The sequence below is a fragment of the Nocardia lijiangensis NBRC 108240 genome, from assembly GCF_001613045.1.
In the GTDB taxonomy this organism is placed as follows: domain Bacteria; phylum Actinomycetota; class Actinomycetes; order Mycobacteriales; family Mycobacteriaceae; genus Nocardia; species Nocardia lijiangensis.
The window spans coordinates 1-23,422 of sequence record NZ_BDBP01000010.1; the positions used below are offsets into that span (position 1 = coordinate 1).

The following is a 23,422-nucleotide window of genomic DNA, read 5'->3' on the forward strand; positions in this document are numbered from 1 at the left end:
GCACTGAGCGCATCGCTCTGGCCAGTCCAACGTTGTCGAGGCGATCGATGGAATCGGCGAGCTGAGCGGCGAATTGGGGGTCGTGCTGGCGGGTGTACTCGCCCAGCAACTGGGCCACCACCGACTTGCCTGGGCGGCTTGGAATTCCGATCCGCACGAGCAGCGACAGCACACGATCGCGCTGACGTTCGAGCGGGGACATGCGGCGCGCGCTGGAATTCGACAGAACCAGCGCGATGACACGCTCGGGTGCGGCGAGCGCGACCCGCAATGCGACGAAGCCGCCCCAGGACAGCCCGAGGATGGCGGCGCGGTCGATGCTGGCTGCGTCCAGTGCCTGCACCGCCGCGTCGGCGCATTCCTCCATGGTGAACAGCCGTGGGGGCGAGGGGCTTTCGCCGGTACCGTAGGGATCGACCAGCAGGGTTCGCCACCCGAGCTTGTGCAGGACGGCGAGTTGCGCTCCCCAGCCGGTCTGACCGTCGGTGAACAAACTCGGCCACAGCAATGCTGCTGGTCCGTGTTCCGGCCCGGCGTAGTGAACATGAAGCCCGCCGATTGCGGTGGGCACCATAAGACCGCGGGCGCGCGACGGTGTCATAGGTAACGCTCGAACCAGTCGAGAGCGGCACGGCTGCCGGGCTGGTAGCCGTCGAAATAGATGCCATAGTGGGTGATGTCGGGGATGACCTGGTATTCGACGACAGTCCCTGCGGCCCTGAGGATCTCGGCGGCACGGTGCCCGTTGTCGGGAGTGGGGAACAACTCCTCCCGGCCGGCATCGATGATCAAGGTCGGCATCTGCAACCGCTCGACTTGGGTGAGTGGATCGAAGTGTGCCATGGTGGCCAGGTGCGGGGTTCCCTCCGGAGTCGGGAATCGGTCTATGCCCTGCGGGATGGCGTCGGCTTTGCCGCGAGCGGCGTCGATCGCATGCCTGCGGGCGAGTTCGGCGACCGGTCCCTGCCCTAGCGAGATGGCAGGCACCTGGACAACTAGGGTCTTGACGCGGTGGTCGTGTGCGGCGGTGTAGACGGCAACGCCGCCGCCGTAGCTGGTTCCCCAGATTCCGATACGCGCGGTGTCGACGTTGGGCTCACCTTCGATGTAGTCCAGGGCGGCATGAAGATTCGCGGTCCACGCGAACGGGTCGACCAGATCCCGGAGGAACCGCACTCGGGTGAGTGCCTCGTTGTTGTCGTCACGCTCGGGGGCGGCGCCGACCAGTTGCAGCGGTGATCCAGAGCCGAACCAGCTGCTCTGGGTGAAGGTGAGAGCGATCATGCCCGCGGAGGCGAACAACGCGGCATAGCGTTCGGCGGTGTGCTTGCTGCCCGCCCAGCCGTGACACAGCACCACCGCGGGCAGCGCGGCACCGGGATCGATCGTCGCCGGGCGGTACACGTCCGCGTCGAGCGGGATGCCGTTACTCCAGATCGTGGTCGTTTCCCGGAGGACGCCCTCGGGCATGACCAGCGGCGGATACGTCTGCTCAGCCATGATCGACCACCTCGGTCGACGATTCCCAGGACCAGATCTCCTCGAGCTCGTCCTTGGCGGTGTCGAGGGCTTGGACAGCGATCACCCGCCATCCGGCGATGGACTTGGCGACTTGGAAATGGACAGCCCAGCGCTGGATTTCGCTCTCGTCCGCGCGACGACGGGACCAGATCACCTCGATCGCGGCGCCGAGCGCGTTGTAGACGGTGACGCGGCGATCGGGCACCACGGTGTGGCTGTAGCCCGATTCGCGCAGCGGCGCGAGGTTGAGCTGCAGAAATGCGAGGACGCTTGCGTGATCGAGGCACCAGAACGACTGGTCGGATGCGGTGACGTGCATCGGTGTTCCCCAATACTCGAGGATGAATTCCGGTCCTTCCGAAGAGGTTCCGGAGGCGACACCGACCCACCGCGGTAGATAGTCCTCGAAAAACCAACTCGTCACTTCGGCACGTGTCGCCGAAATCTGGTCGATGGGCATGACAGGGTCCTTCCACACGGTCGGCGAACGACCGATCAGCTCGATATCCGGGGAACTTTTCGAAGCGTCGAGCACAGTCGCGGAGTCACCTCATGTTCGCGGCGTGCTCCGCACTGGCCGCGCAATAACGGAACCAGCAAGTTCCTTTATAGTATAGGAACTCATGAGTTCCATTTGTCAATGGTTGGTTGGCCGAAGACAGGAGGGTGTGCGATGGTCGTGAGCGTGACAGCAGGAAGGAGTGCGTCGTCGGAGCAGTCCCCGCCGCGAGCAGTGAGTCCCGGCCGCCCTCCGGCGTCCACGCTGGCCGCGCGCTGGCGTCACATCATCGCGGTCGCGGCGGAGGAGTTCGTGACCCACGGCTACGCCGAGGCGAACATCGCTCGCATCGCGCGCGAGGCGGGGGTATCGAAGAAGACGATCTACGCCCGTTATCCGAGCAAGGACGAGTTGCTCATCGCGGCGGCAGGCGATCTGGCCGCACGCTCACACGAGGCGATCACCGCCGCGATGGCCACGTCCGGCGGCGACCCCGAGCGCGCGCTGACTGCCTTCGGGACACAAATCGCTCGCGGCTGGACATCTCCCGCGGAGGTCGGGCTCTATCGGTTGATCGTCGCCGAGGCGATCCGCTTTCCGCAATTGGCGGCCGTCTACCGCGATGTCATGGAACGCTTCGGCGCCACTCTGGCCTCGTACCTGCGCGAACAGTGCGCGCTGGGCAATCTGAGCATTCCCGATCCCGAGGCAGCCGCCCGCCAGTTCGGGATGTTGGCCTACGGCGGAGTCCGCGAGAAGGTCCTGCTCGGGGAAACCGTCACCGATGAAGAGATCGGCGCGGTGGTGCAGCGGGCAGTTCAGGTGTTCCTCGTCGGCTACTCGTCTTCACGCCGCTGCGACTCCTCGACGGCGAGGTCGTCGATCGACTGAACTTGCGAATCAGCTGACTTCACCCGCCGATGATCGTCGGAGCGGAAGGCGCCCACACGGTCGGTAGCCGAGTGCGGCCTCCACGACGGTGGATCTCGCCGACGACCCTGAGTGAACACATCGGCGACCAGGCGTCCCGAGGGAGGCCTGGTCGCCGAATGTGTCCGGTACTCGCTTGTCCTACGGCGCGGTGAGCGCGGCGACGGCCGGTGCGAACATGGTGTTCTTGATCGCCCCGAGCGTGCCGGAGTCTTTGCCGCCCAACGGGATCAGTATTTCCAGAGCGCCCGCGAGTACTCGATCTTCGGCGGTCGCGACGTCGACGATGTCGGCCTCGGCGGCAGCCTCGCCGCCGTAGCGGCGGCCGGTGGTCATCGAGGCGACCGCGGCCTTCGGGGTCAGCTTGGCCTGGATGAGGGCGGCCATGCCGGGGGTGAAGGGGATGCGGATATCGACTTCGGGGAAGCAGAAGTACCCGCGGTCGGCGCGCATCACGCGGTAGTCGTGGGCGATGGCGAGCATGGCGCCCGCGCCGAACGCGTGTCCGGGCAGCGCGGCCGCGGTCGGCACGGGCAGGGTGAGCACCCGCGCGAGCAGGGCCTGCACGCGGGCGACGTACCACTGGCCGCGGTCGGTGTTGGCGCCGAGCCAGTCCAGGTCGAGGCCGTTGGAGTAGAACTTGCCGCTCGCGGTGGTGATCAGCCCCTGCGCGCCCTCGGCGAGCGCGGTGTCCAGGTGGGCGTCGACTTCGTCGAGGAAGTCGGGGGAGAAGCGGTTCTCGTCGCCGCCGAGGTCGAGGACGGCGATCTTGTCGTGGTATTCCAGGGTGGGCATAGCGGTTTCCTCGTGTCGGGGACGGTCGGGGTCGGGAGTCAGTCGGGGGGACCGACCGCGAGCACGGCGCGGACGGCGGCCCGAAGTTGTTCGCGGGCAAGGGGTTCGGATATCCGGTCGCGGCGAATCAGGATGGCGGTCGGCAAGTCGACGAGGCAGGTGGTGAGCACTTCGATCGCGCGCCGGTCGCGGCGGCCCCAGTGCCGCTGCGCGAGCCGCGCCATGAGGTCGATCAGCGCCCGCTCGGCGGTGCGCACCTCGGCGGCGACTTCGTCGGGCAGGTCCTCCCCGAGCAGTTGCTCGCGCGAGACGGTGAGCAGCAGCCGGGAGGAGTCGGGGAAGCGTTCGGAGAACACGCTCGGCGCCTCGGCGGCGGCCACGATCGCCTCGGTGGCGTCCTCGCCCGCACCGTCTTCGGAGTTCGATCGCGCGTCGACCAACTCGTTCTGCACCGCAACGAATCGCCGCGCCGCACGCAACCAGGCACGCCCCAGCACCCCGGACCGCGACCCGAAGGTGTGATACAGCGCGCCGTTCGACATCCCGGTGGCCGTGGCGACGGCGCGGATGGTGACCGTGGCGGGACCGCCGCGAACCGCCAGCGACTCCGCGGCGTCGAGCACGGCGTCGGGGTCGTGGGTGCGGGGGCGTGGCATGCCGTCGACTATAACAGAGCAAATGCTCTGTAATGCAAGCGTACGTTCATGCAAGCGGGTTCCACACGCGCACTACATATTTCGTGAGGTAACAGCTACTTCGAGTCGTCCAACGGATTCGGTTGTGCTCGCACGCGCGCCCGAACCGATGCGGTACTGTTCGGGCCCTCCCCCTTGCCCGCACGAGCAGAACGGCATCCGCAATGTCACGAGTGGTCACCAAGGAGCAGTACTTCGACAGCGCGTTGGAGGTGCTGGCAGAGCTCGGGTTCAAGGGCCTCAATATCGGGCTGCTGTGCCGTCGGCTCGGGGTCACCAGCGGCTCGTTCTATCACCACTTCGGCAGCTGGCAGGGTTTCGTCGACGCGCTGCTCGAGCATTGGGAGAACCGGCAGGTGCTCATCCTGCGCACCTTGAAGTTCAACCAGGGCGATCCCGACGACGACGTGCGCGCCATGTCCGATCTCGCGGCAGGCTTGCATCACGCGGCCGAGGCCGCGATCCGCGCGTGGGCCGCCAACGACGAATCGGTGAACCTGGCGGTCAAGCGGGTCGACGAGTCCCGCCGCCGCACCGTGCACAAGGTGATCAACGGCGTGGTCGGCGACGACGAGACCGCCGGTGTCGTCACCTCGCTCGGGATGGCGATGTTGATCGGATACCAGCAGATCTCCGCGGGCGGTGGTGACGTGTCATTGCAGCGGCTGCTCAACGAATACGCCCGGCTGATCTATTCGCATGCCCGCCGCCCCGTGTCGGTGGGCGCTCAGCCGAGCAGCTCGTCCACGTAGCACCACCGCCACGCCTCGCCCGGTTCCACGCTGCGCATCACCGGGTGCGCGGTCGCGGTGTAGTGCCTGGTGGCGTGATTGCCCGGCGAGGAGTCGCAGCAGGCGATGTGCCCGCAGGACAGGCACATTCGCAGGTGCACCCAGGGCTGCCCCTCGGCGACGCATTCGGCGCACTCGTCGGGTTCGGTGGGTTCGCGCAGCAGCGGCGCCGCCCGCAGGTGGGCGCAGTCGGCGGCCGCGGCGGGCGCGGCGAGGGGTTCGCGGTGTTCTTCCTCGGTTTCGTCGAAGCGGTCGATCATGGATTCCTCGAGATCCAGCCTGGCCAGCACATGCTGCAGGATCTCGTAGTCCATGCCGCCCGAATCCCGCACCCGCAGCACGGTTTCGCGTTCGGCGTGCAACATCTCCAGCCGCAGCCTGCGGTATTCGGCGGTGGGGGTGCGCTGTTCGGATTCCGCGCGGCCCAGCCGTTCCCAGGCGGCGTTGGTCCGCCAGGTCAGCCGTTCCCGCAGCGATTGCACGACTTGCGGCGGGGTGTCGGGTCCGGCGGCCGCGTCCAGCGCCGCCAGCCCGGCGGTGGCCGCCTGCGTGAGCAGATCGGCTTTCTGCAGTGCATCCTCGGAGCGGCTCGGGCCGCGCAGGTGCAGGCGGCGGACCAACCAGGGCAGCGAGGTGCCTTGCAGGAGCAGCGTTCCGGCCACCACGACCAGCGCGAGCAGCTTGAGCACCGGCAGCTGCGGGGTGTCCTCGGGTAACAGCAGCACGGCCGCCAGCGTCACCACGCCACGCATGCCCGCCCACGACACCACCGTTGGGTAGCTCAGCGGCGTCGTCGAACGCCCGAGCCGTTGGAACAGCAGCGACCACGGGAAGATCCACAATGGCCGCGCCACCATCACCGTGAGCAGCACCGCGATCGCGGACACGACCAGGGTGGTGTGGTCCAGGCCGCTACTCCACGCGCCTTCGACGATCGCGCGCACCTGCAGGCCGATGATCAGGAACACCGAACTTTCCAGGATGAACTGGATGGTGCGCCAGTTGGTGCGTTCGGCGATGCGCGAGGCCGCCGACTGCCACACCGGCGCCCCGTGCCCGAGGATCATCCCGCAGGTCACGACCGCGATCACGCCGGAGGCGTGTATCCCTTCGGCGGGCAGGTAGGCGGCGAACGGCGCGAGGAACGACAGCGTGGTGTCCAGCACCGGGTCGCTGATGTGGCGCCGCAGCAGCGCGAGCACCGCGGCGACGGCGACGCCGACCAGCGCGCCGCCGCCCGCGGCGAGCAGGAAATCGCCGCCCGCCTGCCACACCGACACCGCGCCCGCCGAGGCTGCGATCGCGGTTCGCAACGCCACCAGCGCGGTCGCATCGTTGAACAGCGATTCGTCCTCGAGGATGGTGACGATGCGCCGCGGCATCCCGATCCGGCGCGCCACCGCCGTCGCGGCCACCGCGTCGGGTGGGGCGACCACCGCGCCGAGAGCCACCGCCACCGCGAAGGGCACCGGCAGCAGCCACCACACCACCGCCGCCACCGCGAAGGTGCTGAACAGCACCAAACCCACCGACAGCGACGCGATGGTGCCGATGTTGGCGCGGAAGTCCACCAGCGAGGTCCGGATCGCCGCGGTGTACAGCAGCGGCGGCAGCAAGCCGAGCAGCACCACCTCCGGCTCGAGGTGCACGGCGGGCACGAACGGCAGATAAGAGGCCGCCACTCCGGCCAGCGTCAGCACCAAGGGTTCGGAGACGCCGAAACGGCGCGCCAGGGCCGCCAGCGCGGCCGCCGACGCGACGAGAACCACCAGGCCGATCGCGACATGCACGAACGCATTCTCCCAAAACGCCGCCGCCGTGTCGGTCGCGCGGTGGACGACGCGCTCGCCACGCCGATTCTCTGGAATGGCTGCCTCGGCGCCGCGCACGCGGAATGCTTATCCGATATGGAGGAAGAGTTTGCGAACTGGCGGGCCAACGGACATCGCTTCACCCATCGCGGGCACCAGATCTTCTGGACCGAGGGCGGCGGCGGTCCCGACGGGGTCCTGTTGTGCGTCCACGGCTTCCCGACCGCGTCCTGGGACTGGCATGCCGTGTGGCCCGGCCTGTGCGAGCAGTTCGCGCGGGTCCTGGCCGCCGACATGATCGGCTTCGGCTGGTCGGCCAAACCGCGCACCTACGACTACAGCATCACCGACCAAGCCGACCTGCAGGAACAGCTGCTGCGCGAACAGGGCGTCCAGCGTTTCCACCTGCTGGCCCACGACTACGGCGACACCGTCGCCCAGGAGATGCTCGCCCGCGACGCCGAACGCCGCGCGTCCGGAGACCACTCGCTGATCATCGAATCGGTCTGCCTGCTCAACGGGGGACTGTTCCCCGAAACCCACCACGCGCGCCCGGTGCAGCGGCTGCTGGCCGGACCGCTGGGACCGTTGGTCGGCGTCCTCGGCGGCGAGGCCACCTTCGGCCGCAGCCTGGCGGCGGTCTTCGGGCCCGACACCCGCCCCAGCCCCATCGAACTGCACCAGTTCTGGTTGCTGTGGTCGAGCAAGCACGGTAAACGCAACGGGCACAAGCTGATCCGGTACATGGCCGAACGTCGTAAGAACCGGGAACGCTGGGTCGGCGCGCTGCAGCGGGCCGAGGTGCCGGTGCGGTTGATCAACGGCCTGCGCGACCCGGTCTCAGGCGCGCACATGGTGAAGCGCTACCGCGAACTGATCGAGCGACCCGACGTGGTGGAGCTCCCCGACATCGGCCACTACCCGCAGGTCGAGGCGCCGGAGCGGACCCTGGAGGCGTTCCTCGAGTTCCACCGCACCCGGGTCGGGTAGTAGCGGCGCGGACCGCGCAAACACCCCGCACTATGGGCATCCCCATAGAATGGGGATGTGGCACGCCGATCCAGCACCGAGAGTTCTCCTCGCACCCGCCTGCCCGACGCGCGACGGCGGATGATCGAGGGTGCCATCGACTCGCTGCGTGTACACGGGGCCAGTGCGACCAGCGTCGACCGGGTGCTGGCCAGCACCGGCGCGCCGCGCGGCTCCGTGTACCACCATTTCCCCGGCGGACGCACCCAGCTCATCAACGACGCGGTGACCACCGCGGGCGACATCATGTCCGCCTACATCGAGCGCCTCACCCGCGACAGCGACCCGGTCGACGCGCTGGAGAAGTTCGCCGACATGTGGCGTACCACGCTGCGCGACAGCGAGTTCCGTGCGGGCTGCCCGATCTTCGCGGTCGCCGTCGAAACCAACGACGACGCACCGGAATTCGCGCGCGCCGCGGCCGCCGTCTTCGACCGCTGGCACACCGCGCTGACCGAAGTCCTCACCCGGCACGAGGTCCCCGCCGATCGAGCCAAGCGCCTGGCGGTCCTCACCGTCGCCTCCTTCGAGGGCGCGATTGCCCTGTGCCGCGTCCAGCACAGCATCGCCCCCCTCGACGATGCGGTGACCGAACTGCGGGCGCTCTACACGACCACCGCGCACTGAGCGGGCCCTACCAGGGTCGGAGCCGCAGATCCGACCGCACGCGGATGCGTGGGCCGCGGCGGCTCGCTACCGTGCTTTCCAGGCGGGACAAACCCGCGTTCCAGCACCGCGGCACCGCGGTCGGGCAGGAGGGGACGGTACAGCCGATGCAGATCCGAGGTTCACGAGTCCTGATCACGGGCGCCACCGGCGGCATCGGGCACGCCATCGCCCACGCCTTCGCCGACCGCGGCGCCGAACTGGTGTTGACGGGCCGCCGCGTCGAGGTGCTCGCCCCGCTGGCCGAGCAGACCGGCGCCCGCGCCGTGCCCGCCGACCTGGCCGACAGCGATGGCGTCACGGCGTTGCTCGCGGCCGCGGGCCCGGTCGACATCGTCGTTGCCAACGCGGCTTTGCCCGCCAGCGGGCTGCTCACCGACTACTCGATCGAACAGATCGACCGCGCACTCGACGTGAACCTGCGCGCCCCGATCCTGACCGCCCGCCTGCTCGCCGAACCCCTCATCGCCCAGGGACGCGGCCACTTGGTGTTCGTCTCCTCCATCTCGGGCAAGCTCGCCTCACCCCGGGCCTCCCTCTACAACGCCACCAAGTTCGGGCTGCGCGGGTTCGCCCAGGCGCTGCGCCAGGATCTCGCCCCGCACGGCGTCGGCGTGTCGACGATCTTCCCAGGCTTCGTCCGCGACGCGGGCATGTTCGCCGACGCGGGCGTCCCCGCCGCGTTCGGTATGGGCACCTCCTCGCCCGAGCAGGTCGCCGAGGCGGTGTGCCGCGGCGTGGAACACAACGTCGGCGAGATCGATGTCGCCACGCCCCAGACGCGCTTCGGTGTGTTGCTGGCGGGCATCGCGCCGGGCCTGGCCGCTCGGGTGCAGCGGCTCGCAGGCGCGGACAAGATCGCGGCGACAGTGTCCGACGCGCAGCGCGCCAAACGGTAAGCGCGACACGGATGTCGGACCGGCACCGATGCCGCGCCGCAGCGGCCGGGTGCTCCTGCTCGACCAGCGCGAGCGGTTGCTGCTGTTCTCCAGCGCCGACGCGGACGGCCGCGTTCTGGTATCCGGCGGCGGATGCGAGCCTGGGGAGACCTTCGAACGCTTGGGTGATCTGCTCGTCGATGGGCCGCCCGGGGTACCGCTCGATCTCAGCGCAGCCGCAACACCATGGTGATGCTGGTCGTGCCCGCCCGGTTGACGATCTGTGAACGGGGGACGTCGACGAAGCCCACGTGCTGGTACAGGCGGCGCGCCGGATTGTCCTCGCGCACACTGAGACTCATCGCCGGGTAGCGTCCGGCGGCGTCGGCGACGAGCCGTTCGAGCATGGCCGTGCCGAGTCCGGTGCCGCGCGCTCGCGGTGCGACGGCGATCGCGAGTTCCGGGGTGGCGTCGTCGACGTAGCCGTAGGCGGCGTCCGCGCCGGTGAGCAGGCGCAACCAGGCTGCGCCACACGGGGATTCGGCCGGGCCGCCGATGACACCGAGATCGCTCTCGACGCCCCAGCCCTCGACGTAGCGCGAGAGCGCGGGAATGGTCTCGAGGTCGACGACGGTCAGGCCTTGGTCGGCGGCATGCGATGCCTCGTACAGCATTTCCCAGAGGAAGGGTTCGTCGGCGGCCACGGCCGGTCGCAGCAGAGCGGAGGTCACGGACCCGACGATAAGGCAGCTCTGCGCGGCGGGGCCACGCCATTTCCCAGTCGGTGAACCGCGCGATGCGGGAGCCGACCCTTGACATCAGGATTATGGTCTATGCCATAGTAGTTACCGGTGGGTACGGCCCGGCAGGGTCGGCACCGCACCGCCGCCGTTGCGCGCCGTTAGGAGCCGCCGATGTCTCGCGCAGCCGACCTCCGGTTGGAAACGATCGACCTCGCCCAGGACGGGCGGGTGCTCACCGCCCGCGCCGTCGCACCACCGTTGAACTTCGTGACCACCGAGTTCGTCCGTGACCTCGACCGCCTCACCGCCACCGTCGACACCGACGACAGCGTCGGCGCGGTCGTCCTCACCGGCGGACTACCGGGACGCTTCCTCACCCACGCCGACCCCTCCGCGCTGACCGGCATGATCGAGCTGCCGCACCCGTTCGTGCCCGCCCGCGTCGCCGCACCGCTACTGCGCGCCGCAAGCGCGGCACTGCGCGTCCCGGGAGCGACGTCGGTGGCGGAGCGCTTCGGTGGCGGGCTCGGCGTGGGGCTGGTGTGGGGACACCGCTGGAAACGAACCACCTTGCGCATGAACCGCTCCCGCGCGGTGTACCTGGCGGCCATCAACGGACCCGCGCTCGGCGGCGGCCACGAGATCGCGCTGGCCTGCGACCTGCGCTACGCCGCCGACGCCGAGCACGTCAAGCTCGGCCAGATCGAAACCATGGCCAACCTCATTCCCGGTGGCGGCGGAACCCAACGCCTCACCAGGCTGCTCGGCGCGGCCGCCGCCCTCGAGATCACCCTCGAGGGCGCACCCCTGCCGGTGTCCGAAGCCCACCGCCTCGGTCTGCTGCATCGCGTCGTCCCCGAGGATCAGCTGCTGGCCGAAACCCAAGCCACTGCAACCCGATTGGCCGCGCGCAACCCGGTGGTCGTCGCCGAACTCAAACGCGCGATCTATTTCGGCACCGACACCCGCCTCGCCCGCGGCCTCGACCGCGAACAGGCCGGATTCGTCTCCGTCGGCACCACCGCCGCCGCGGCACGCACCACCCGCGCCTTCTTCGACGACCTCGCCCGCCTCGGTGACACCCCCTTCCTCGCCGACCCGAAACCGTGGCTCAACGGCACCCGCGTCGACCAGGTGAGCCGATGAACGCCCCCACCCATGGCGCAGCTCCCGCCGGTGACACGGCTCCGGCCCACGATCCAGCGCAGTGGCACAAGACCGCCTGCATCCTGTGCGAGAACAACTGCGGTCTGCTCATCCAGCTCGACGGCCGCCGTTTCGCCAAGATCCGCGGCGACAAAGAGCACGTCGCCTCCGCCGGCTACACCTGCAACAAGGCGCTGCGCCTGGATCACTACCAGAACGGCGGCGCCCGCCTGACCAGCCCGCTGCGCCGCGAACCAGACGGCACCTTCACCGAAATCGACTGGGACACCGCGATTTCCGAGGTCGCCGCGCGACTCGCGCAGGTACGCGACCAGCACGGCGGCGACAAGATCTTCTATTACGGCGGCGGCGGACAGGGCAACCATCTCGGCGGCGCCTACAGCGGCGCGCTGCGGCGCGCCCTGGGCAGCCGCTACCGCTCCACCGCGCTCGCCCAGGAGAAGACCGGCGAAGGGTGGGTCGACGCCCACCTCACCGGCGGCCACACCACCGGCGACTTCGAGCACGCCGAAGTGTCGGTGTTCCTCGGCAAGAACCCCTGGCAGTCCCACGGCGTGCCCCGCGCCCGCACCATCCTGCAGCAGATCGCCAAAGACCCCGACCGCACCATGATCGTCATCGACCCGGTGCGCACCGAAACCGCCGATCTCGCCGACATCCACCTCCAGGTCCGTCCCGGCACCGACGCCTGGTGCCTGGCCGCGCTGCTGGCGATCCTGGTCCGCGACGACCTGCTCGACCACGCCTTCCTCACCGCCCACACCACCCAGGCCGAGGACATCACCGCCGCACTGCGCGACATCGACATCGCAGGCTACGCCGACCGTTGCGGCGTCCCCGTCGACCTGCTGCGCACGGCCGCCCACCGCATCGGCACCGCCACCAGCGTCGCCACCTACGAAGACCTGGGCGTCCAGCAAAGCCCGAACAGCACCCTCATCTCCTACCTGAACAAACTGCTGTGGCTGCTCACCGGCAATTTCGCCGCGCAAGGCGCCATGCAACCGCACTCCTGGCTGGTCCCGCTCGCCAGCTACACCCGCGACATCCGCCGCAGCCCCGTCACCGGCGCACCCGTCCTCGGCGGCATGCTGCCCTGCAACTCCATCGCCGAGGAAATCCTCACCGACCATCCCGACCGGTTCCGCGCGATGATCGTCGAATCCGCCAATCCCGCGCACTCCCTGGCCGATTCGACCTCCTTCCGCGCCGCCCTGGACGCGCTGGACCTGGTGGTCGTCATCGATGTCGCCTTCACCGAGACCGCCCGCCACGCCGACTACGTGCTTCCCGCCGCCAGCCAATTCGAGAAGTGGGAAGCCACCTTCTTCACGCTCGAATTCCCGCACAACACCTTCCATTTGCGCGCGCCGCTGCTCGATCCGCTGCCTGGCACCCTGCCCGAACCGGAGATCTACGCCCGCCTGTTGCGCGAACTCGGCGCCGTCTCCCGCGCCCGGCTCGCACTGCTGCGCACCGCCGCCCGCCTCGGCCGCCGCCCTTACGCGCTCGCTTTCGCGGCACTGCTCGCCGCCGACAAGAACACCGCGGGCCTGGCACCGTACCTGCTCTACGAAACCCTCGGCCCCACGCTGCCCGAGGGCGCCCGCGCCGCCGCCGTGCTGTGGGCGCTGGCCCAGCGCGTCGCCCGCACCCACCCCGCCGCCATGCGCCGCGCTGGGCATCGCGACGCCGACGCCCTGTTCGACGCCATTCTCGCCGGACGCTCCGGCGTCACCTTCACCGTCGACGACTACGCCGATGCCTGGGACTATGTGCCGCACCCCGGTAAGCGCATTCCGCTCGCCATCCCGGAACTGCTGAACGCCCTGCGCGAACTCGACACCACCCCGGCCACCCACACCAGCGCCGACTTTCCGTTCGTGCTGGCCGCGGGCGAGCGGCGCTCCTTCACCGCCAACACCATCTTCCGCGACGACAGCTGGCGCCGCCGCGACCCCGACGGCGCCCTGCGCATGAACCCCGAGGATGCCGCCCGCCTCGGCCTGGCCACCGGCGACCGCGCCCGCGTCACCACCCGCCGCGGCAGCGCCGTCACCACCATCGAACTCACCGACCGCATGCAACCCGGCCACGCGTCCCTGCCCAACGGTTTCGGCCTCGACCTGCCCGAGAGCGCCCGAACCGGCGTCGCACTCAACGAACTCACCGACGTCACCCTCCGCGACGCCATCGCGGGCACACCCTGGCACAAACACGTCCCGGCCCGCATCGAACCCGCTGACTGAACGCCGTTCACGACTGCCGCACACCGCTGCCCCAGTCAAGGCGGGTGGTCGATCAACTACCGGGCCGTCTCCGCGATGGCCGCCTTCGGTAGTAATCGCCGAAGAACAACGGGTATGGCGTATCGCCTGCTGACGGGTGATGCGCCGGGCTCAACTTTCGTGGAGGACGGTAACGGTGTTGTTCCGATCCCACACGGCGACAAGCAGCTGGTCGGTGGGCTTGTCGGCGCCGATTGCGAAGTCGAGTGCGAGAACACGTTCCGTCGCCGCAGGGCTGATCGCAATGCCGACGAGGAGTAGATGGTCGAGGAAGACCTGGTCGGTGACATCCGCGCAGGTGTCCACGTCGAACAAGTCGCACGCCATCTCTTCGGGGATCTCCTCGAGATGAACGTCGCGAAACAATGAAGTCGTCGACCAGGGATCGGTCAGCTCAGCGGCGAAAGCGACGAAGGCCGCGGCGACCAGAGCCTTCACATCGAGGAGAGCGGCCTCGGCCGTGTCGAGTTCGCTCTGGTTCAGAGTCTCACCACCGTGAATCCAATACCAGGCACCCGCTCCGAATCCGTCTATTCCAGCAGGTAGTACGCCACCGGCCATCGAGTCGTCGCCGAAATCGAGGTGCCCCGCGAACCGGCTGGTCAGGTGATTCATGGTCCGATCGTGCCATCCATCAGGGACAGGGTTCCGGACTGACAACCCGCGACACTTGAATACGCGAACTCACCAGTCAGCTACCGCTCGGGCCGATCCCGTGCGTCGTGCCGTTCGGCGGCGGGTTCGGTCATGTGCCGATACTCGAATACGCCGGTCGCTCAGGTCGCCAGGTCCAGGGTGTCGAACCGGTGTGCACACCAGATGCGGCGCGAGCGCTCCTCGGGGTAGGGCTCGGTGGTCGGCTCGGCGTTGTAGACGCGGGTGGTCCGGGTGTGCGGATCGTAGGGCGCCCAGCCGGGTTTGCCGGTGGCCGCGAAGCTCACCCATTCGGTGCGCATGTGGTGGGCGATGGGGGTGAGTTCGTGCGCCGCGTTCGGGTGGGCGGAGCGGTGGGCGCGCACCTCGTCGGCGCCGAGTGTGCCGAAGACGAGCAGGAAGTCGAGGCAGTGCGAGGCGCCTTGTTCCCGGTTGAAGCTCCAGCAGAGTTCGTAGAGCCATACGGGTCCGCCGCCGTCGTGCGCGGCGTCGGCGAGGTGCAGGCTCGGCATCCGAAACAGCCAGTCGGTGTTGAGGATTTCGTACAGTTCTGCGGGAGTGGCGTCCGGGTAGGCGACGCGGTAGTCGCCGTTGCTGTTGGGCGTGAGGTGGTCGAATGCGGCGGTCATCAGCGCATCGGGCGGCTCGCCGTCGGGCCGCGAGGTGTACAGCCGGTATTCGTCACGGGTGTGCCCAATGAGCAGGTCGATGTCGCGCGCGGCGCCGCGGGCGAGCGCACGCCACGGTGCGTCCGGGAGCGACACGCCGTCGACGACGGGTGAGAACGGCGTGGGTGTGAGCGCCATCGGTCCCCAGGATTCGACGAATTCGGGCATCGTCCGGATCACCGCGTCCGTCGCGTCGACCAGTGCGCGCGGCGAAAGACGGGCCAGCTCACCAACGGTGGCCCGCGCACCGAGTTCCGCGGCGATCGTCGTGGAGATCGTCGCGGCGAGGCGTTCGGAGAAGTATGTGCCCGGCATGCTCTGACTGATCGCGCGGCGAAAGAGTCCGGCTGCCATCGGCATGACGAGCAGCGCGGCGATGCCCGCTCCACCGGCGGACTGGCCGAAGACGGTGACATTGCCCGGATCGCCGCCGAACGCGGCGATATTGTCCTGGACCCACCGCAGCGCGGCGATCTGGTCGAGGATGCCGCGGTTGTCCGGTGCTCCGGCGATGTGGGCGAAGCCTTCCACGCCGACGCGATAGTTCATGCTCACCACGACCACACCGGATCCGGCGAGAGTCGCGCCGTCGTAGTGCGGGTTGGCGGTGTTGTTCTCCAGGTATGTGCCGCCCTGGATCCACACCATCACCGGCAGTCTCGCGGCACCGAGGTCGGGTGACCAGATGTTGAGGGACAGGCAGTTGTCGGAACCGTCGTCAGTGCGGCCGGACGCCGACGACATCACCGAACCGGCATGGCGCGCTTGGGGAACCGGCGGACCGAACTGCACCGCGTCACGGATACCGTCCCCTCGCTGGACCGGAACGGGAGCCCCGAACCGTCGTGCGCCGAACGGTGGCTCGGCGTAGGGGATACCTCGGAAGACCGCGACCTGGTTCTCCCACCTGCCGCGGACGACTCCGGCGGCCGTGCGGATGTCGGGTGCGATGTCCACTCGTGTACTCGCTTTCGGGCACCATGCCTGTTCGGACTGCCCGTCGAGATGATAGGCACGGATCATGCCCGGTGGGCATCCATGGGCGACGTGTATGTGCAGCGTGCGGCTGTCACGCGAGTCCGCGCCGCCTCACTTCTGATCGTGAATGTTGTTTCAGTGTAGTCCTTTTCGATTCGCAGTCGACGCTTCGCCCTCACACGCTCGGTGCGGACTCCGCGAGCGCCGCGGCAACGACATCGAGGGCGATACCGGCCAAGGCGTCGACCCCTATCTCGAGTATCCGCGAGCGGCCTTGTCCGCACTCAACTCTCGGTCCCGGCGCCCTTGTGTCACCGCAGCCCGGCCGGGGAAGGGTTCATCCGGCATCCTGGTGTCGGTCGGTGGTGCGGAGGGGCGCGCCGACGTGGTGCAGGTGCTTCAGCGCCTCGCGGTAAGAGGAGATCAGGCCGGTTTCGTGGTAGGGCACACCGATTTCGGTGCAGTAGTCGCGGACGATCACTTGGGCGTGACGCAGGTTCGGTGTGGGCATGCTCGGGAACAAGTGGTGCTCGATCTGGTAGTTGAGCCCGCCGAGGGCGAGGTCGGTCAACACACCACCCCGCACGTTGCGGGAGGTCAGCACCTGGCGACGGAGGTAGTCGGGGCGTTCGTCGCCGGTCAAGGTTGGCATGCCCTTGTGGTTCGGGGCGAAGATGCAGCCCATGTACAGGCCGAAGAGTCCCTGGTGGACAGCGAGGAACGCGAGGGCTTTGTCGGCGGGCAGAACCGCGAACAGTGCGGCCAGATAGGCGGCGAAGTGGCCGAAGAGCAGTGTGCCCTCCAATACGCGGTGTTTGATCGATCGATTTCTGAGCGCACGTACGCCGGCCGCATGGAGGTTCAGGCCCTCCAGCAACAGGAGGGGGAAGAACAGGAATGCCTGGGCCCTCCCGATGAGACGAGGCAGGCCGCGGCTGGACCGTGCCTGCTGTTGTGACCAGACCAGAATGTCGGGCGCGACATCGGGGTCGAGTTTCTCGTGGTTCGGGTTGGCGTGATGCCGGGTGTGCTTGTCCTGCCACCAGCCGTAGCCCAGGCCGATGCCGACGTTGCCGACGAGTCGGCCCACAAGCTCCGTCGGCCGCCGTAGCCGGAAGACTTGGCGGTGGGCGACATCGTGCATGACGAGGGCGATTTGAGCGCACGTCACGGCCATGAACGCCGCGACCAGCAGCGTCCACCACGAGTCGCCGACGAGGACGAACGCCGCCCAGCCGGCCGCGAACGCGATCCCGACGAGGCTGAGCCGGACCGCGTAGTAGAGGGGGCGCCGGTTCATCAGTCCCGCCGCGGAGATCCGGCGCAACAGACGGGCGTAATCACCGTCGGCGCCGCCGCGCCGCGATGATCGTGGAAATGACTCGGGAACCAAGGCAGGTGTCGTCATAGATCTTCCTGAGAGCTGGGGTCGGAGATGCCACCTGCGCCCGACCTCGATGCCGGCCGGTCGATGTCGATCGGAGATTCGATTTCAGCGGTAACTGCTCAGTGTGCCGGAGCGGAGGTGACGATTCGAAGCTATCGGCCGGATTCTCGTTCGATGTAACCCCTTGGTATGACATGGAATCGGACTGCGGTGTGATAGCGGACGCGCACCACAGACCGAGGGGTCCCTCCCAGCCGGACGCCTGGTGGATTGGCCGTCCGATGGGCGGGGTGGAACGAGTGGTCGGTGCGGCTTGTGGCCCGGATCTACGGAATCCGTGGGGTCAGTCGCCAGAGAACGGTTCGCTCGCGCGCTCGGGCAGCATGAAGCGGGTCGGTGCTGTCGGCGATGCGGGCGTGGCGAGGAGTTGTTTCGTGTCTGGCGGTGACCTCGAGACCGGCGTCGGCGATGCGTGCGAGAAGTTCGTCGCGGGTCCGCAGGCCGAGGTGTTCGGCCAGGTCCGACAAGATCAGCCACCCTTCGCCGTGCGGGGTGAGATGGTCCGCAAGATTGCCGAGGAAGCGGTTCAGCACGTCGGACGCAGGGTCGTAGATCCCGAGTTCCAAAGCCGAGGTCGGGCATCCGGGTAGCCAGGGCGGGTTGCATACGATCAGGTCCGCGCGCTGTTGATTGCCAGGCCAGAGATCGGCCTCGACAACTCGAACCCGGCCGGTAAGACCGAGTTGTTGCATGTTCTCGCGCGCGCACTGCACCGCGCGTGGGTTGATGTCGGTCGCTAGCACTTCTCGGGCGCCGCGCTGGGCGAGAACGGCAGCGAGCACCCCTGTTCCGGTGCCGATGTCGAACACGACGGGGTGATCGATGCCGTGCGGCAAGGGTGCACGGGCAACGAGATCGATGTACTCGTCGCGAGTGGGAGCGAAGACGCCGTATCCGGGGTGGATCCGGGCGCCCAAAGCGGCGATGTCGATCCCCTTGCGGTGCCACTGAAAGGCGCCGATGACTCCGAGAAGTTCAGGAAGCGAGACAAGCATCATCCCGCTGGAGACGTCGCCTGACTCATTCGTCGGCTTCCCGTACGCGTGCTTGCACGCTGCACGTACGTCAGGTGCCCGGCGTAGCCGGATCGAGTGATCGTGCTCCAGCACGATCACAATCCTCCCGAGTAACGCCGCGCGTTCCGAGCGGGCCTGCCTGTGTGCATGGAAAGAGAAGCCGAGATCACCACGTTCAGGTGCTGGACTCGATTTCTCCGGGAGGCGGCGGTCTATGGCACGCAGTAGTTGCCGGGCGTTGTGGAAGTCACCTCGCCACAGCAGACTCGAGCCTGACTGGGCGAGCCGCAGGGCCGCGTTCGCGGACATACGATCGTCGACGACAACGATGCGGGCTGGCGCCGCAGTCCCGTTCTCAGAGTGCCAGAGGGCGTTTCGTCGTGTTCCGTTCTCGGTCCAACTGACCGTGGACATGTGATGCTCCCGTGAAGGTCGAAGGTGTCACTCGCCGACGACGCTTCGAAGGGGAGCAGGTCGTGCTACCCGCTGATCATGAAGAAGGCAGCACGGCTTGCTCCCGTGCCGAAGCGCGGGAGCAGCGGTCGCCCAACACCATGCCCATGTTCACAGCAGATCAGTTCCTTCCGGTCAGGTACACGGCCAATACTCGCATGGCGACACGATCCGGTCCGAATACGCCCCGATCCGCCTGGGACGCAGCGCGGGTGAAGCGTCACTCGTCATGCTGTTCCGCGCGAGTGCCTCAATAGTCGAGGGCGTGTTCCGGTTGGCAGACATCCATGGGGGAAGGCAGATAGCGGGCGATGGCGTCCAGGAGCGTGGCGATGTCATCGCTCGTGGGCGCTGCACCGCAGAGGACGGGTACGACGTCACCGATGCGGGTGAGGTAGCGGATGCGGCGATGCAACTGGTCGAGCGGGATGTCGCACGGGGCGGGGGAGGCGTGTGGATCCGAGGGCGCTTGTTCCATGACCGTTTTCACGAGGTTGCCGTACCACCGCTCGGCGACTTCCCAATGGCTGCCGTAGAGTTCGGCGGCCAGCGGTTCGAGTGCCCACAGCGGGAGCAGGTCGATGACGCCTTCGAACGTGGGGCCGGCGCCGATGGGGATCTGCAGCATCAGCGGGACCCCGCCGCGGGTGTCGGCGATCGTGCGGACGCAGCGGTCGAAATCCGCGGCGGGGTGGTCGAGTCCGTTGATCAGGCACAGGCGGGCGACCTGGTAGTCGTCGGCGACCCGCAACATCGTCTCGAGGCGCGGGGTGGGGTTCGCGGCGGCGTTCACGACCGCGATCACACCGTCGGCTACCCGGATGGACCGCTCCAGGTCCGCGATGGGCGCGTGGCTCGTCAGCTCGGCGATACGAATCGTGTGCTCGACGCGGCCCGTCGTCCAATCGATCGTGGCCCGGGCGCCGGAGCCGGGCCGGCCGGAGTGGCGGCGGAGGAGGTGGACCACTCGGGTGGTCTCGTCGGGGTCGCCGATGATTGTGACGTTGCGGATTGTCTGTGGATCAATGGCTTTGGCGCCCATCGTGTTGCGGTACTCCAGATCGACTCGAGGTGCCGGGACGTCCTCGATCCAGACTCACCGTACCTCCGCCCGCGGAGCGCTGGAGCGGAATTCGGCCCCAAAGTAGAACGTGTTCCTATACGGTCGGGCTGTGCAGAAAGAACAACGGCCCGCCGTGGCAGACTGGTTCACTGCGGACGACGGTGTGGTGCGTCTGAAGGGAAGTCGCTGCAAGGATTGCGGCACACCGTATTTCCCGCGGAACACGCTGGCCTGTCGGAATCCGCAGTGTTCGGGTCCGAGGGATGGCTCCGAGCTCGTCGAGCATCTGTTTTCCAGACGTGGGCGGATCTGGTCGTATGCGGACGCCCGGTACAAACCTCCTGCGCCCTATGTGTCGCCCGATCCGTTCGAGCCGTATGTCGTTGCGGCAGTGGAGCTCGACGTCGAGCAGATGGTGATTCTCGGGCAGGTCGTGCGTGGCCTCACGGTGGACGACCTGGCCGTCGGCATGCCGGTCGAACTGACACTCGGCACGTTGTACGCCGACGAGGAAGCGGAGCACACGGTGTGGATGTGGAGGCCGGTCAATGACTGACACGAATGATCGCGACATCGCCGTCCTCGGCGCGGGCATGCACCAGTGGGGCAAGTGGGGGCGCAATTTCGTCGAATACGGGCTGGTCGCCGCCCGCGCGGCGCTGGCCGATGCCGGGGTGAACCACCTCGACGTCGGCTATATCGCCGGCGCGGACACCATCCGCAATGGATACCCCGGTTTCGTCTCGGGCGCGACTTTCGCTCAGGCGCTGGGTTGGTCGGGTGCGCAGATCTCGAGCAGCTATGCCGCCTGCGCCTCCGGCGCGCAGGCCATCGCCAACGCACGCGCCCAGATCCTGGCGGGGTTGTGCGACGTCGCGCTGGTGGTGGGCGCGGACGCCGCCCCGAAGGGCTTCTTCCAGCCGGTGGGCGGTGAGCGACGCGATGATCCGGACTGGTTGCGTTTCCACCTGCTCGGCGCTACCAATCCCATCTATTTCGCGCTGTATGCCCGCCGCCGGATGGCGCTGCACGGTGCCACGCTCGACGATTTCGCCGCGGTCAAGGTGAAGAACGCCAGGCACGGCCTGAACAACCCGTATGCCCGCTATCGCAAGGAGGTTTCGGTCGAGGAGGTCGCCGCCTCGGCGATCGTCTCGGACCCGTTGCGGCTGCTCGACATCTGCGCGACCAGCGACGGCGGGGCCGCACTGGTGTTGACGTCGATGGAGTACGCGCGCCGGCACGGCGTCGCCGACCCGGTCCGCATCCGGGCGCTGTCGACGGTCACGCCGACGTTCCCGAAAACCGTTCTCGACCTGCCGGATTTCGCGACGGACTCCGCTGTCGCCGTCGAGGCCCCGCCCCGCGCGTTCCGTTCCGCCCTCGCGCACGCCGCGTACGAGGAGGCCGGGCTCGGTCCCGCCGACCTGTCCCTCGCGGAGGTCTACGACCTGTCCACCGCGCTGGAGCTGGACTGGTACGAGGACATCGGGCTCTGCGAGACGGGCGGCGCGGAGGAACTGTTGCGCAGCGGCGCAACAACATTGGGTGGACGCGTACCGGTGAACCCCAGCGGCGGCCTGGCCTGTTTCGGTGAGGCGATCCCCGCACAGGCCATCGCCCAGATCTGCGAGCTCACGTGGCAGCTGCGCGGCCAGGCCGACGGCCGCCAGGTGGACAACGCCCGCGCGGGTATCGCGGTGAACCAGGGCCTCTTCGGCCACGGCTCGGCCATCATCGCCACCCGCTGACATCGCGGGTCCTTTCACCGGCCGCCCCGTACACAAATCGAGACCTGGCTATCGATGTAGCCAGGTCTCTGGTTTCGGGGATCTCAGAGGCAGAAGCTGATGGACACCGACCCGAGGGGAATGTTCAAGCAGATCGCCACTAACGCGGGGGTCGTCTGGGGTTCCGGCACGGCCGACGCGGTGGGCGCGGCAATGGTACAGACGGACAACGGGATCACAATCGCGGCGAGTGCCGCAGCAGCCTTGGCGAGCATTTCCATAATCCTTTGTTGAGAGATACCGTGACTCTCTTCGATCGTCCGCCGCAGCGGTGGCGGGGACAAGGCTTGCCGCCACATCGCGAAGCCGCCGAGGGGGACACTATCCAAAAAAAGATACCGACGGTCCCTTATCGGGTGGCATAACAATCTTCGGCCTTGTTGCGGCGGCTGTTTCGAAACCAGAAGCATCGAATCATCGGACAATAGCTCGGGCCGACAGACGAATCACCGCGCGCACGCGGAGCCCCACCTGTTTTCACGCGTGGCACCCGGCACTGGCTCACTCGCCCCGCGAGGCGCCCGGCGGGGGACCGATCGGATCGAGCACTCGCTCCACCAACGCGGTGTTGCAGTACTCCACGACCTCGGCGAGCCGCCCCTCGGCGACTCGGAAGATCATGCAGTACGTCTGCTCGTAAGCCTCGCCGCGCGTGGTGACGCCATGGCCGCGAGCCTGCACGACGACGCGATCACCGTCGCCGAGAACACTGTCCGCCGCCAGCCGATAGCTGACGAACTGCGCCATCAGCGGCCGCAACAGCTCGTGCAGGACAACGGATTTCGGTGCCCAGGTACCCGCCCAGGACCAATCGCCGGGAAAGATCCACGCGAAATCGTCGGCCATGGCCTCGCCGAGCGCGCGCATGTCGCCGCGAGCCATTCGGTCGAAGACGGCCCGCACGAGTTCGGTGTTCGCGTTCTCCACTGTCGTCATGATTCTCGCCACACTACGCCGGGCGCAACAAGGCCGAATCCGATATCGACCCTCGGACAGACATTTTCGAGATCCTGTCCCGCAACGGGTGCGCTGACGACCGACCGACGGCCCGACCTGCACGACCGCGTCGCCTGCTCCCGGTAGCCGGGAGTGAACCCCGGCGCCGAACTGCCGCGCCGGCGATCGCCACCTCTCCGCGCGCAAGGGGCCGCCCCGGAACGTTCGAACTGCGCAACATGGTTCCGGTAGGTATCATCTCCCGACGTGATCGAAATACGTTTTGGTCAAACACTTTTGGAATGTCCCGGCGTTTTCGCCCGGCACACCTGGCATTGGACCGAACTCGGAGCCGCCGGTCTACGCATCGGCTGAGATTCCGTCACATCCTGTGACCAGGTGACAGACAGACCGTCGCTTCGACGTCCGCGGCCCGCGTTCGACAGGGGCCGCTTCTACTGATCACTGATGAACTCCTGTGCTGTGCAGCGACTTTCATCGGTATACACGAATCAGGGGGTTTTCTTTGACTGTGCCACTGACGAGTTCGACCTTGTATCGGTTCGCGCGTTTCGAGGCATGGGCCGATGGCGAATGAGACTGG

At 67.9% G+C, this 23,422-nt stretch carries 24 protein-coding genes; 10 read left to right on the plus strand and 14 right to left on the minus strand.

The features are described 5' to 3' along the window. The 3 genes from NL1_RS03695 to NL1_RS03705 all read right to left on the minus strand — a co-directional run. Positions 1 to 508: alpha/beta fold hydrolase (locus NL1_RS03695; RefSeq protein ID WP_162272680.1), on the minus strand; the 508-nt coding region annotated here is incomplete at its 3' end. Between the two features lie 89 nt (positions 509 to 597). Then, on the minus strand, positions 598 to 1,500 hold the full coding sequence (locus NL1_RS03700) for an alpha/beta hydrolase (RefSeq protein WP_067834309.1): 903 nt from the start codon (positions 1,498 to 1,500) through the stop codon (positions 598 to 600). Further along, positions 1,493 to 1,981, minus strand: coding sequence for a DUF6841 family protein (locus NL1_RS03705; RefSeq protein WP_067834412.1), 489 nt, complete (start codon positions 1,979 to 1,981; stop codon positions 1,493 to 1,495). The genes NL1_RS03700 and NL1_RS03705 overlap by 8 nt, the downstream gene beginning before the upstream one ends. A 225-nt stretch (positions 1,982 to 2,206) precedes the next feature. Here NL1_RS03705 and NL1_RS03710 point away from each other — a divergent pair, with 225 nt between their 5' ends. Next, positions 2,207 to 2,911 carry a TetR/AcrR family transcriptional regulator gene (locus NL1_RS03710; RefSeq protein ID WP_162272681.1) on the plus strand — a complete coding sequence of 235 codons (705 nt, stop codon included), beginning with the start codon at positions 2,207 to 2,209 and terminating at the stop codon, positions 2,909 to 2,911. Between the two features lie 180 nt (positions 2,912 to 3,091). On the opposite strand, the gene NL1_RS03715 is transcribed toward NL1_RS03710, so the two are convergent. Together NL1_RS03715 and NL1_RS03720 are read right to left on the minus strand one after the other, a co-directional pair. Further along, entirely contained in the window at positions 3,092 to 3,745 is a 654-nt protein-coding gene (locus NL1_RS03715) for an enoyl-CoA hydratase-related protein (protein ID WP_067834313.1), read from the minus strand. 38 nt (positions 3,746 to 3,783) lie between these two features. Continuing rightward, positions 3,784 to 4,401: a TetR family transcriptional regulator gene (locus tag NL1_RS03720; RefSeq protein ID WP_067834314.1), complete on the minus strand. Its 618-nt coding sequence runs from the start codon at positions 4,399 to 4,401 to the stop codon at positions 3,784 to 3,786. Positions 4,402 to 4,604: 203 nt separating this feature from the next. Here NL1_RS03720 and NL1_RS03725 point away from each other — a divergent pair, with 203 nt between their 5' ends. Further along, complete coding sequence (locus NL1_RS03725) at positions 4,605 to 5,192, plus strand: TetR/AcrR family transcriptional regulator (RefSeq protein WP_067834315.1); 588 nt, start codon at positions 4,605 to 4,607, stop codon at positions 5,190 to 5,192. Here the strand turns inward: NL1_RS03725 and NL1_RS03730 are convergent. Further along, positions 5,168 to 7,021, minus strand: coding sequence for a Na+/H+ antiporter (locus NL1_RS03730; protein WP_067834414.1), 1,854 nt, complete (start codon positions 7,019 to 7,021; stop codon positions 5,168 to 5,170). The two genes, NL1_RS03725 and NL1_RS03730, sit on opposite strands and share 25 nt — an antisense overlap. A 117-nt stretch (positions 7,022 to 7,138) precedes the next feature. Here NL1_RS03730 and NL1_RS03735 point away from each other — a divergent pair, with 117 nt between their 5' ends. The 4 genes from NL1_RS03735 (at position 7,139) to NL1_RS03750 (ending at position 9,868) form a co-directional block, all read left to right on the plus strand. Then, positions 7,139 to 8,032, plus strand: coding sequence for an alpha/beta fold hydrolase (locus tag NL1_RS03735; RefSeq protein ID WP_067834323.1), 894 nt, complete (start codon positions 7,139 to 7,141; stop codon positions 8,030 to 8,032). Between the two features lie 57 nt (positions 8,033 to 8,089). After that, positions 8,090 to 8,698 carry a TetR/AcrR family transcriptional regulator gene (locus tag NL1_RS03740; protein ID WP_245673076.1) on the plus strand — a complete coding sequence of 203 codons (609 nt, stop codon included), beginning with the start codon at positions 8,090 to 8,092 and terminating at the stop codon, positions 8,696 to 8,698. A 146-nt stretch (positions 8,699 to 8,844) separates the two neighbouring features. Further along, positions 8,845 to 9,636, plus strand: coding sequence for an SDR family NAD(P)-dependent oxidoreductase (locus NL1_RS03745; protein WP_067834416.1), 792 nt, complete (start codon positions 8,845 to 8,847; stop codon positions 9,634 to 9,636). Between the two features lie 28 nt (positions 9,637 to 9,664). Continuing rightward, positions 9,665 to 9,868: an NUDIX hydrolase gene (locus tag NL1_RS03750; RefSeq protein ID WP_067834327.1), complete on the plus strand. Its 204-nt coding sequence runs from the start codon at positions 9,665 to 9,667 to the stop codon at positions 9,866 to 9,868. Here NL1_RS03750 and NL1_RS03755 read toward each other — a convergent pair. Continuing rightward, positions 9,843 to 10,346 (minus strand): GNAT family N-acetyltransferase, encoded by a 504-nt coding sequence (locus tag NL1_RS03755; RefSeq protein ID WP_067834330.1) that lies wholly within the window; start codon positions 10,344 to 10,346, stop codon positions 9,843 to 9,845. The genes NL1_RS03750 and NL1_RS03755 overlap by 26 nt on opposite strands. Positions 10,347 to 10,529: 183 nt before the next feature. Between NL1_RS03755 and NL1_RS39870 the strand changes: the two genes are divergently transcribed. Together NL1_RS39870 and NL1_RS03765 are read left to right on the plus strand one after the other, a co-directional pair. Then, on the plus strand, positions 10,530 to 11,504 hold the full coding sequence (locus NL1_RS39870) for an enoyl-CoA hydratase/isomerase family protein (protein ID WP_067834331.1): 975 nt from the start codon (positions 10,530 to 10,532) through the stop codon (positions 11,502 to 11,504). After that, positions 11,501 to 13,774: a molybdopterin-dependent oxidoreductase gene (locus tag NL1_RS03765; protein ID WP_084510281.1), complete on the plus strand. Its 2,274-nt coding sequence runs from the start codon at positions 11,501 to 11,503 to the stop codon at positions 13,772 to 13,774. Before NL1_RS39870 ends, NL1_RS03765 begins: the two co-directional genes overlap by 4 nt. Before the next feature lie 150 nt (positions 13,775 to 13,924). On the opposite strand, the gene NL1_RS03770 is transcribed toward NL1_RS03765, so the two are convergent. The 5 genes from NL1_RS03770 to NL1_RS03790 all read right to left on the minus strand — a co-directional run bounded on the left by NL1_RS03770 (position 13,925) and on the right by NL1_RS03790 (position 20,071). Then, entirely contained in the window at positions 13,925 to 14,428 is a 504-nt protein-coding gene (locus NL1_RS03770) for a DUF2004 domain-containing protein (RefSeq protein WP_067834332.1), read from the minus strand. A 161-nt stretch (positions 14,429 to 14,589) separates the two neighbouring features. Further along, entirely contained in the window at positions 14,590 to 16,092 is a 1,503-nt protein-coding gene (locus tag NL1_RS03775; protein ID WP_218024348.1) for a carboxylesterase/lipase family protein, read from the minus strand. Positions 16,093 to 16,450: 358 nt separating this feature from the next. Beyond that, positions 16,451 to 17,521 (minus strand): fatty acid desaturase family protein, encoded by a 1,071-nt coding sequence (locus NL1_RS03780; protein ID WP_067834333.1) that lies wholly within the window; start codon positions 17,519 to 17,521, stop codon positions 16,451 to 16,453. Between the two features lie 305 nt (positions 17,522 to 17,826). Beyond that, positions 17,827 to 18,990, minus strand: a complete 1,164-nt coding sequence (locus tag NL1_RS03785; RefSeq protein WP_067834334.1) for a methyltransferase — start codon at positions 18,988 to 18,990, stop codon at positions 17,827 to 17,829. A gap of 289 nt (positions 18,991 to 19,279) precedes the next feature. Then, a complete protein-coding gene (locus tag NL1_RS03790) occupies positions 19,280 to 20,071 on the minus strand; it encodes a GTP-binding protein (RefSeq protein WP_067834335.1) in 792 nt (263 codons plus the stop codon). A 130-nt stretch (positions 20,072 to 20,201) separates the two neighbouring features. Here NL1_RS03790 and NL1_RS03795 point away from each other — a divergent pair, with 130 nt between their 5' ends. Together NL1_RS03795 and NL1_RS03800 are read left to right on the plus strand one after the other, a co-directional pair. Further along, positions 20,202 to 20,648: a Zn-ribbon domain-containing OB-fold protein gene (locus NL1_RS03795; protein ID WP_373862520.1), complete on the plus strand. Its 447-nt coding sequence runs from the start codon at positions 20,202 to 20,204 to the stop codon at positions 20,646 to 20,648. Then, entirely contained in the window at positions 20,641 to 21,843 is a 1,203-nt protein-coding gene (locus NL1_RS03800) for a lipid-transfer protein (RefSeq protein ID WP_067834336.1), read from the plus strand. Before NL1_RS03795 ends, NL1_RS03800 begins: the two co-directional genes overlap by 8 nt. An 83-nt stretch (positions 21,844 to 21,926) precedes the next feature. Here NL1_RS03800 and NL1_RS38510 read toward each other — a convergent pair whose 3' ends face one another. Continuing rightward, positions 21,927 to 22,097, minus strand: a complete 171-nt coding sequence (locus NL1_RS38510) for a hypothetical protein (protein ID WP_169813573.1) — start codon at positions 22,095 to 22,097, stop codon at positions 21,927 to 21,929. A 286-nt stretch (positions 22,098 to 22,383) separates the two neighbouring features. Next, on the minus strand, positions 22,384 to 22,818 hold the full coding sequence (locus NL1_RS03805) for a nuclear transport factor 2 family protein (RefSeq protein ID WP_067834338.1): 435 nt from the start codon (positions 22,816 to 22,818) through the stop codon (positions 22,384 to 22,386). Between the last annotated feature and the right edge of the window lie 604 nt (positions 22,819 to 23,422).

Bases quoted from the DNA above. Each gene is read 5' to 3' on its own strand.
- NL1_RS03700 (WP_067834309.1), bottom strand. From the start codon at position 1,500: ATGGCTGAGCAGACGTATCCGCCGCTGGTCATGCCCGAGGGCGTCCTC.
- NL1_RS03705 (WP_067834412.1), bottom strand. From the start codon at position 1,981: ATGCCCATCGACCAGATTTCGGCGACACGTGCCGAAGTGACGAGTTGG.
- NL1_RS03715 (WP_067834313.1), bottom strand. From the start codon at position 3,745: ATGCCCACCCTGGAATACCACGACAAGATCGCCGTCCTCGACCTCGGC.
- NL1_RS03720 (WP_067834314.1), bottom strand. From the start codon at position 4,401: ATGCCACGCCCCCGCACCCACGACCCCGACGCCGTGCTCGACGCCGCG.
- NL1_RS03725 (WP_067834315.1), top strand. From the start codon at position 4,605: ATGTCACGAGTGGTCACCAAGGAGCAGTACTTCGACAGCGCGTTGGAG.
- NL1_RS03735 (WP_067834323.1), top strand. From the start codon at position 7,139: ATGGAGGAAGAGTTTGCGAACTGGCGGGCCAACGGACATCGCTTCACC.
- NL1_RS03745 (WP_067834416.1), top strand. From the start codon at position 8,845: ATGCAGATCCGAGGTTCACGAGTCCTGATCACGGGCGCCACCGGCGGC.
- NL1_RS03750 (WP_067834327.1), top strand. From the start codon at position 9,665: ATGCCGCGCCGCAGCGGCCGGGTGCTCCTGCTCGACCAGCGCGAGCGG.
- NL1_RS39870 (WP_067834331.1), top strand. From the start codon at position 10,530: ATGTCTCGCGCAGCCGACCTCCGGTTGGAAACGATCGACCTCGCCCAG.
- NL1_RS03765 (WP_084510281.1), top strand. From the start codon at position 11,501: ATGAACGCCCCCACCCATGGCGCAGCTCCCGCCGGTGACACGGCTCCG.
- NL1_RS03770 (WP_067834332.1), bottom strand. From the start codon at position 14,428: ATGAATCACCTGACCAGCCGGTTCGCGGGGCACCTCGATTTCGGCGAC.
- NL1_RS03780 (WP_067834333.1), bottom strand. From the start codon at position 17,521: ATGACGACACCTGCCTTGGTTCCCGAGTCATTTCCACGATCATCGCGG.
- NL1_RS03785 (WP_067834334.1), bottom strand. From the start codon at position 18,990: ATGTCCACGGTCAGTTGGACCGAGAACGGAACACGACGAAACGCCCTC.
- NL1_RS03790 (WP_067834335.1), bottom strand. From the start codon at position 20,071: ATGGGCGCCAAAGCCATTGATCCACAGACAATCCGCAACGTCACAATC.
- NL1_RS03800 (WP_067834336.1), top strand. From the start codon at position 20,641: ATGACTGACACGAATGATCGCGACATCGCCGTCCTCGGCGCGGGCATG.
- NL1_RS38510 (WP_169813573.1), bottom strand. From the start codon at position 22,097: ATGCTCGCCAAGGCTGCTGCGGCACTCGCCGCGATTGTGATCCCGTTG.
- NL1_RS03805 (WP_067834338.1), bottom strand. From the start codon at position 22,818: ATGACGACAGTGGAGAACGCGAACACCGAACTCGTGCGGGCCGTCTTC.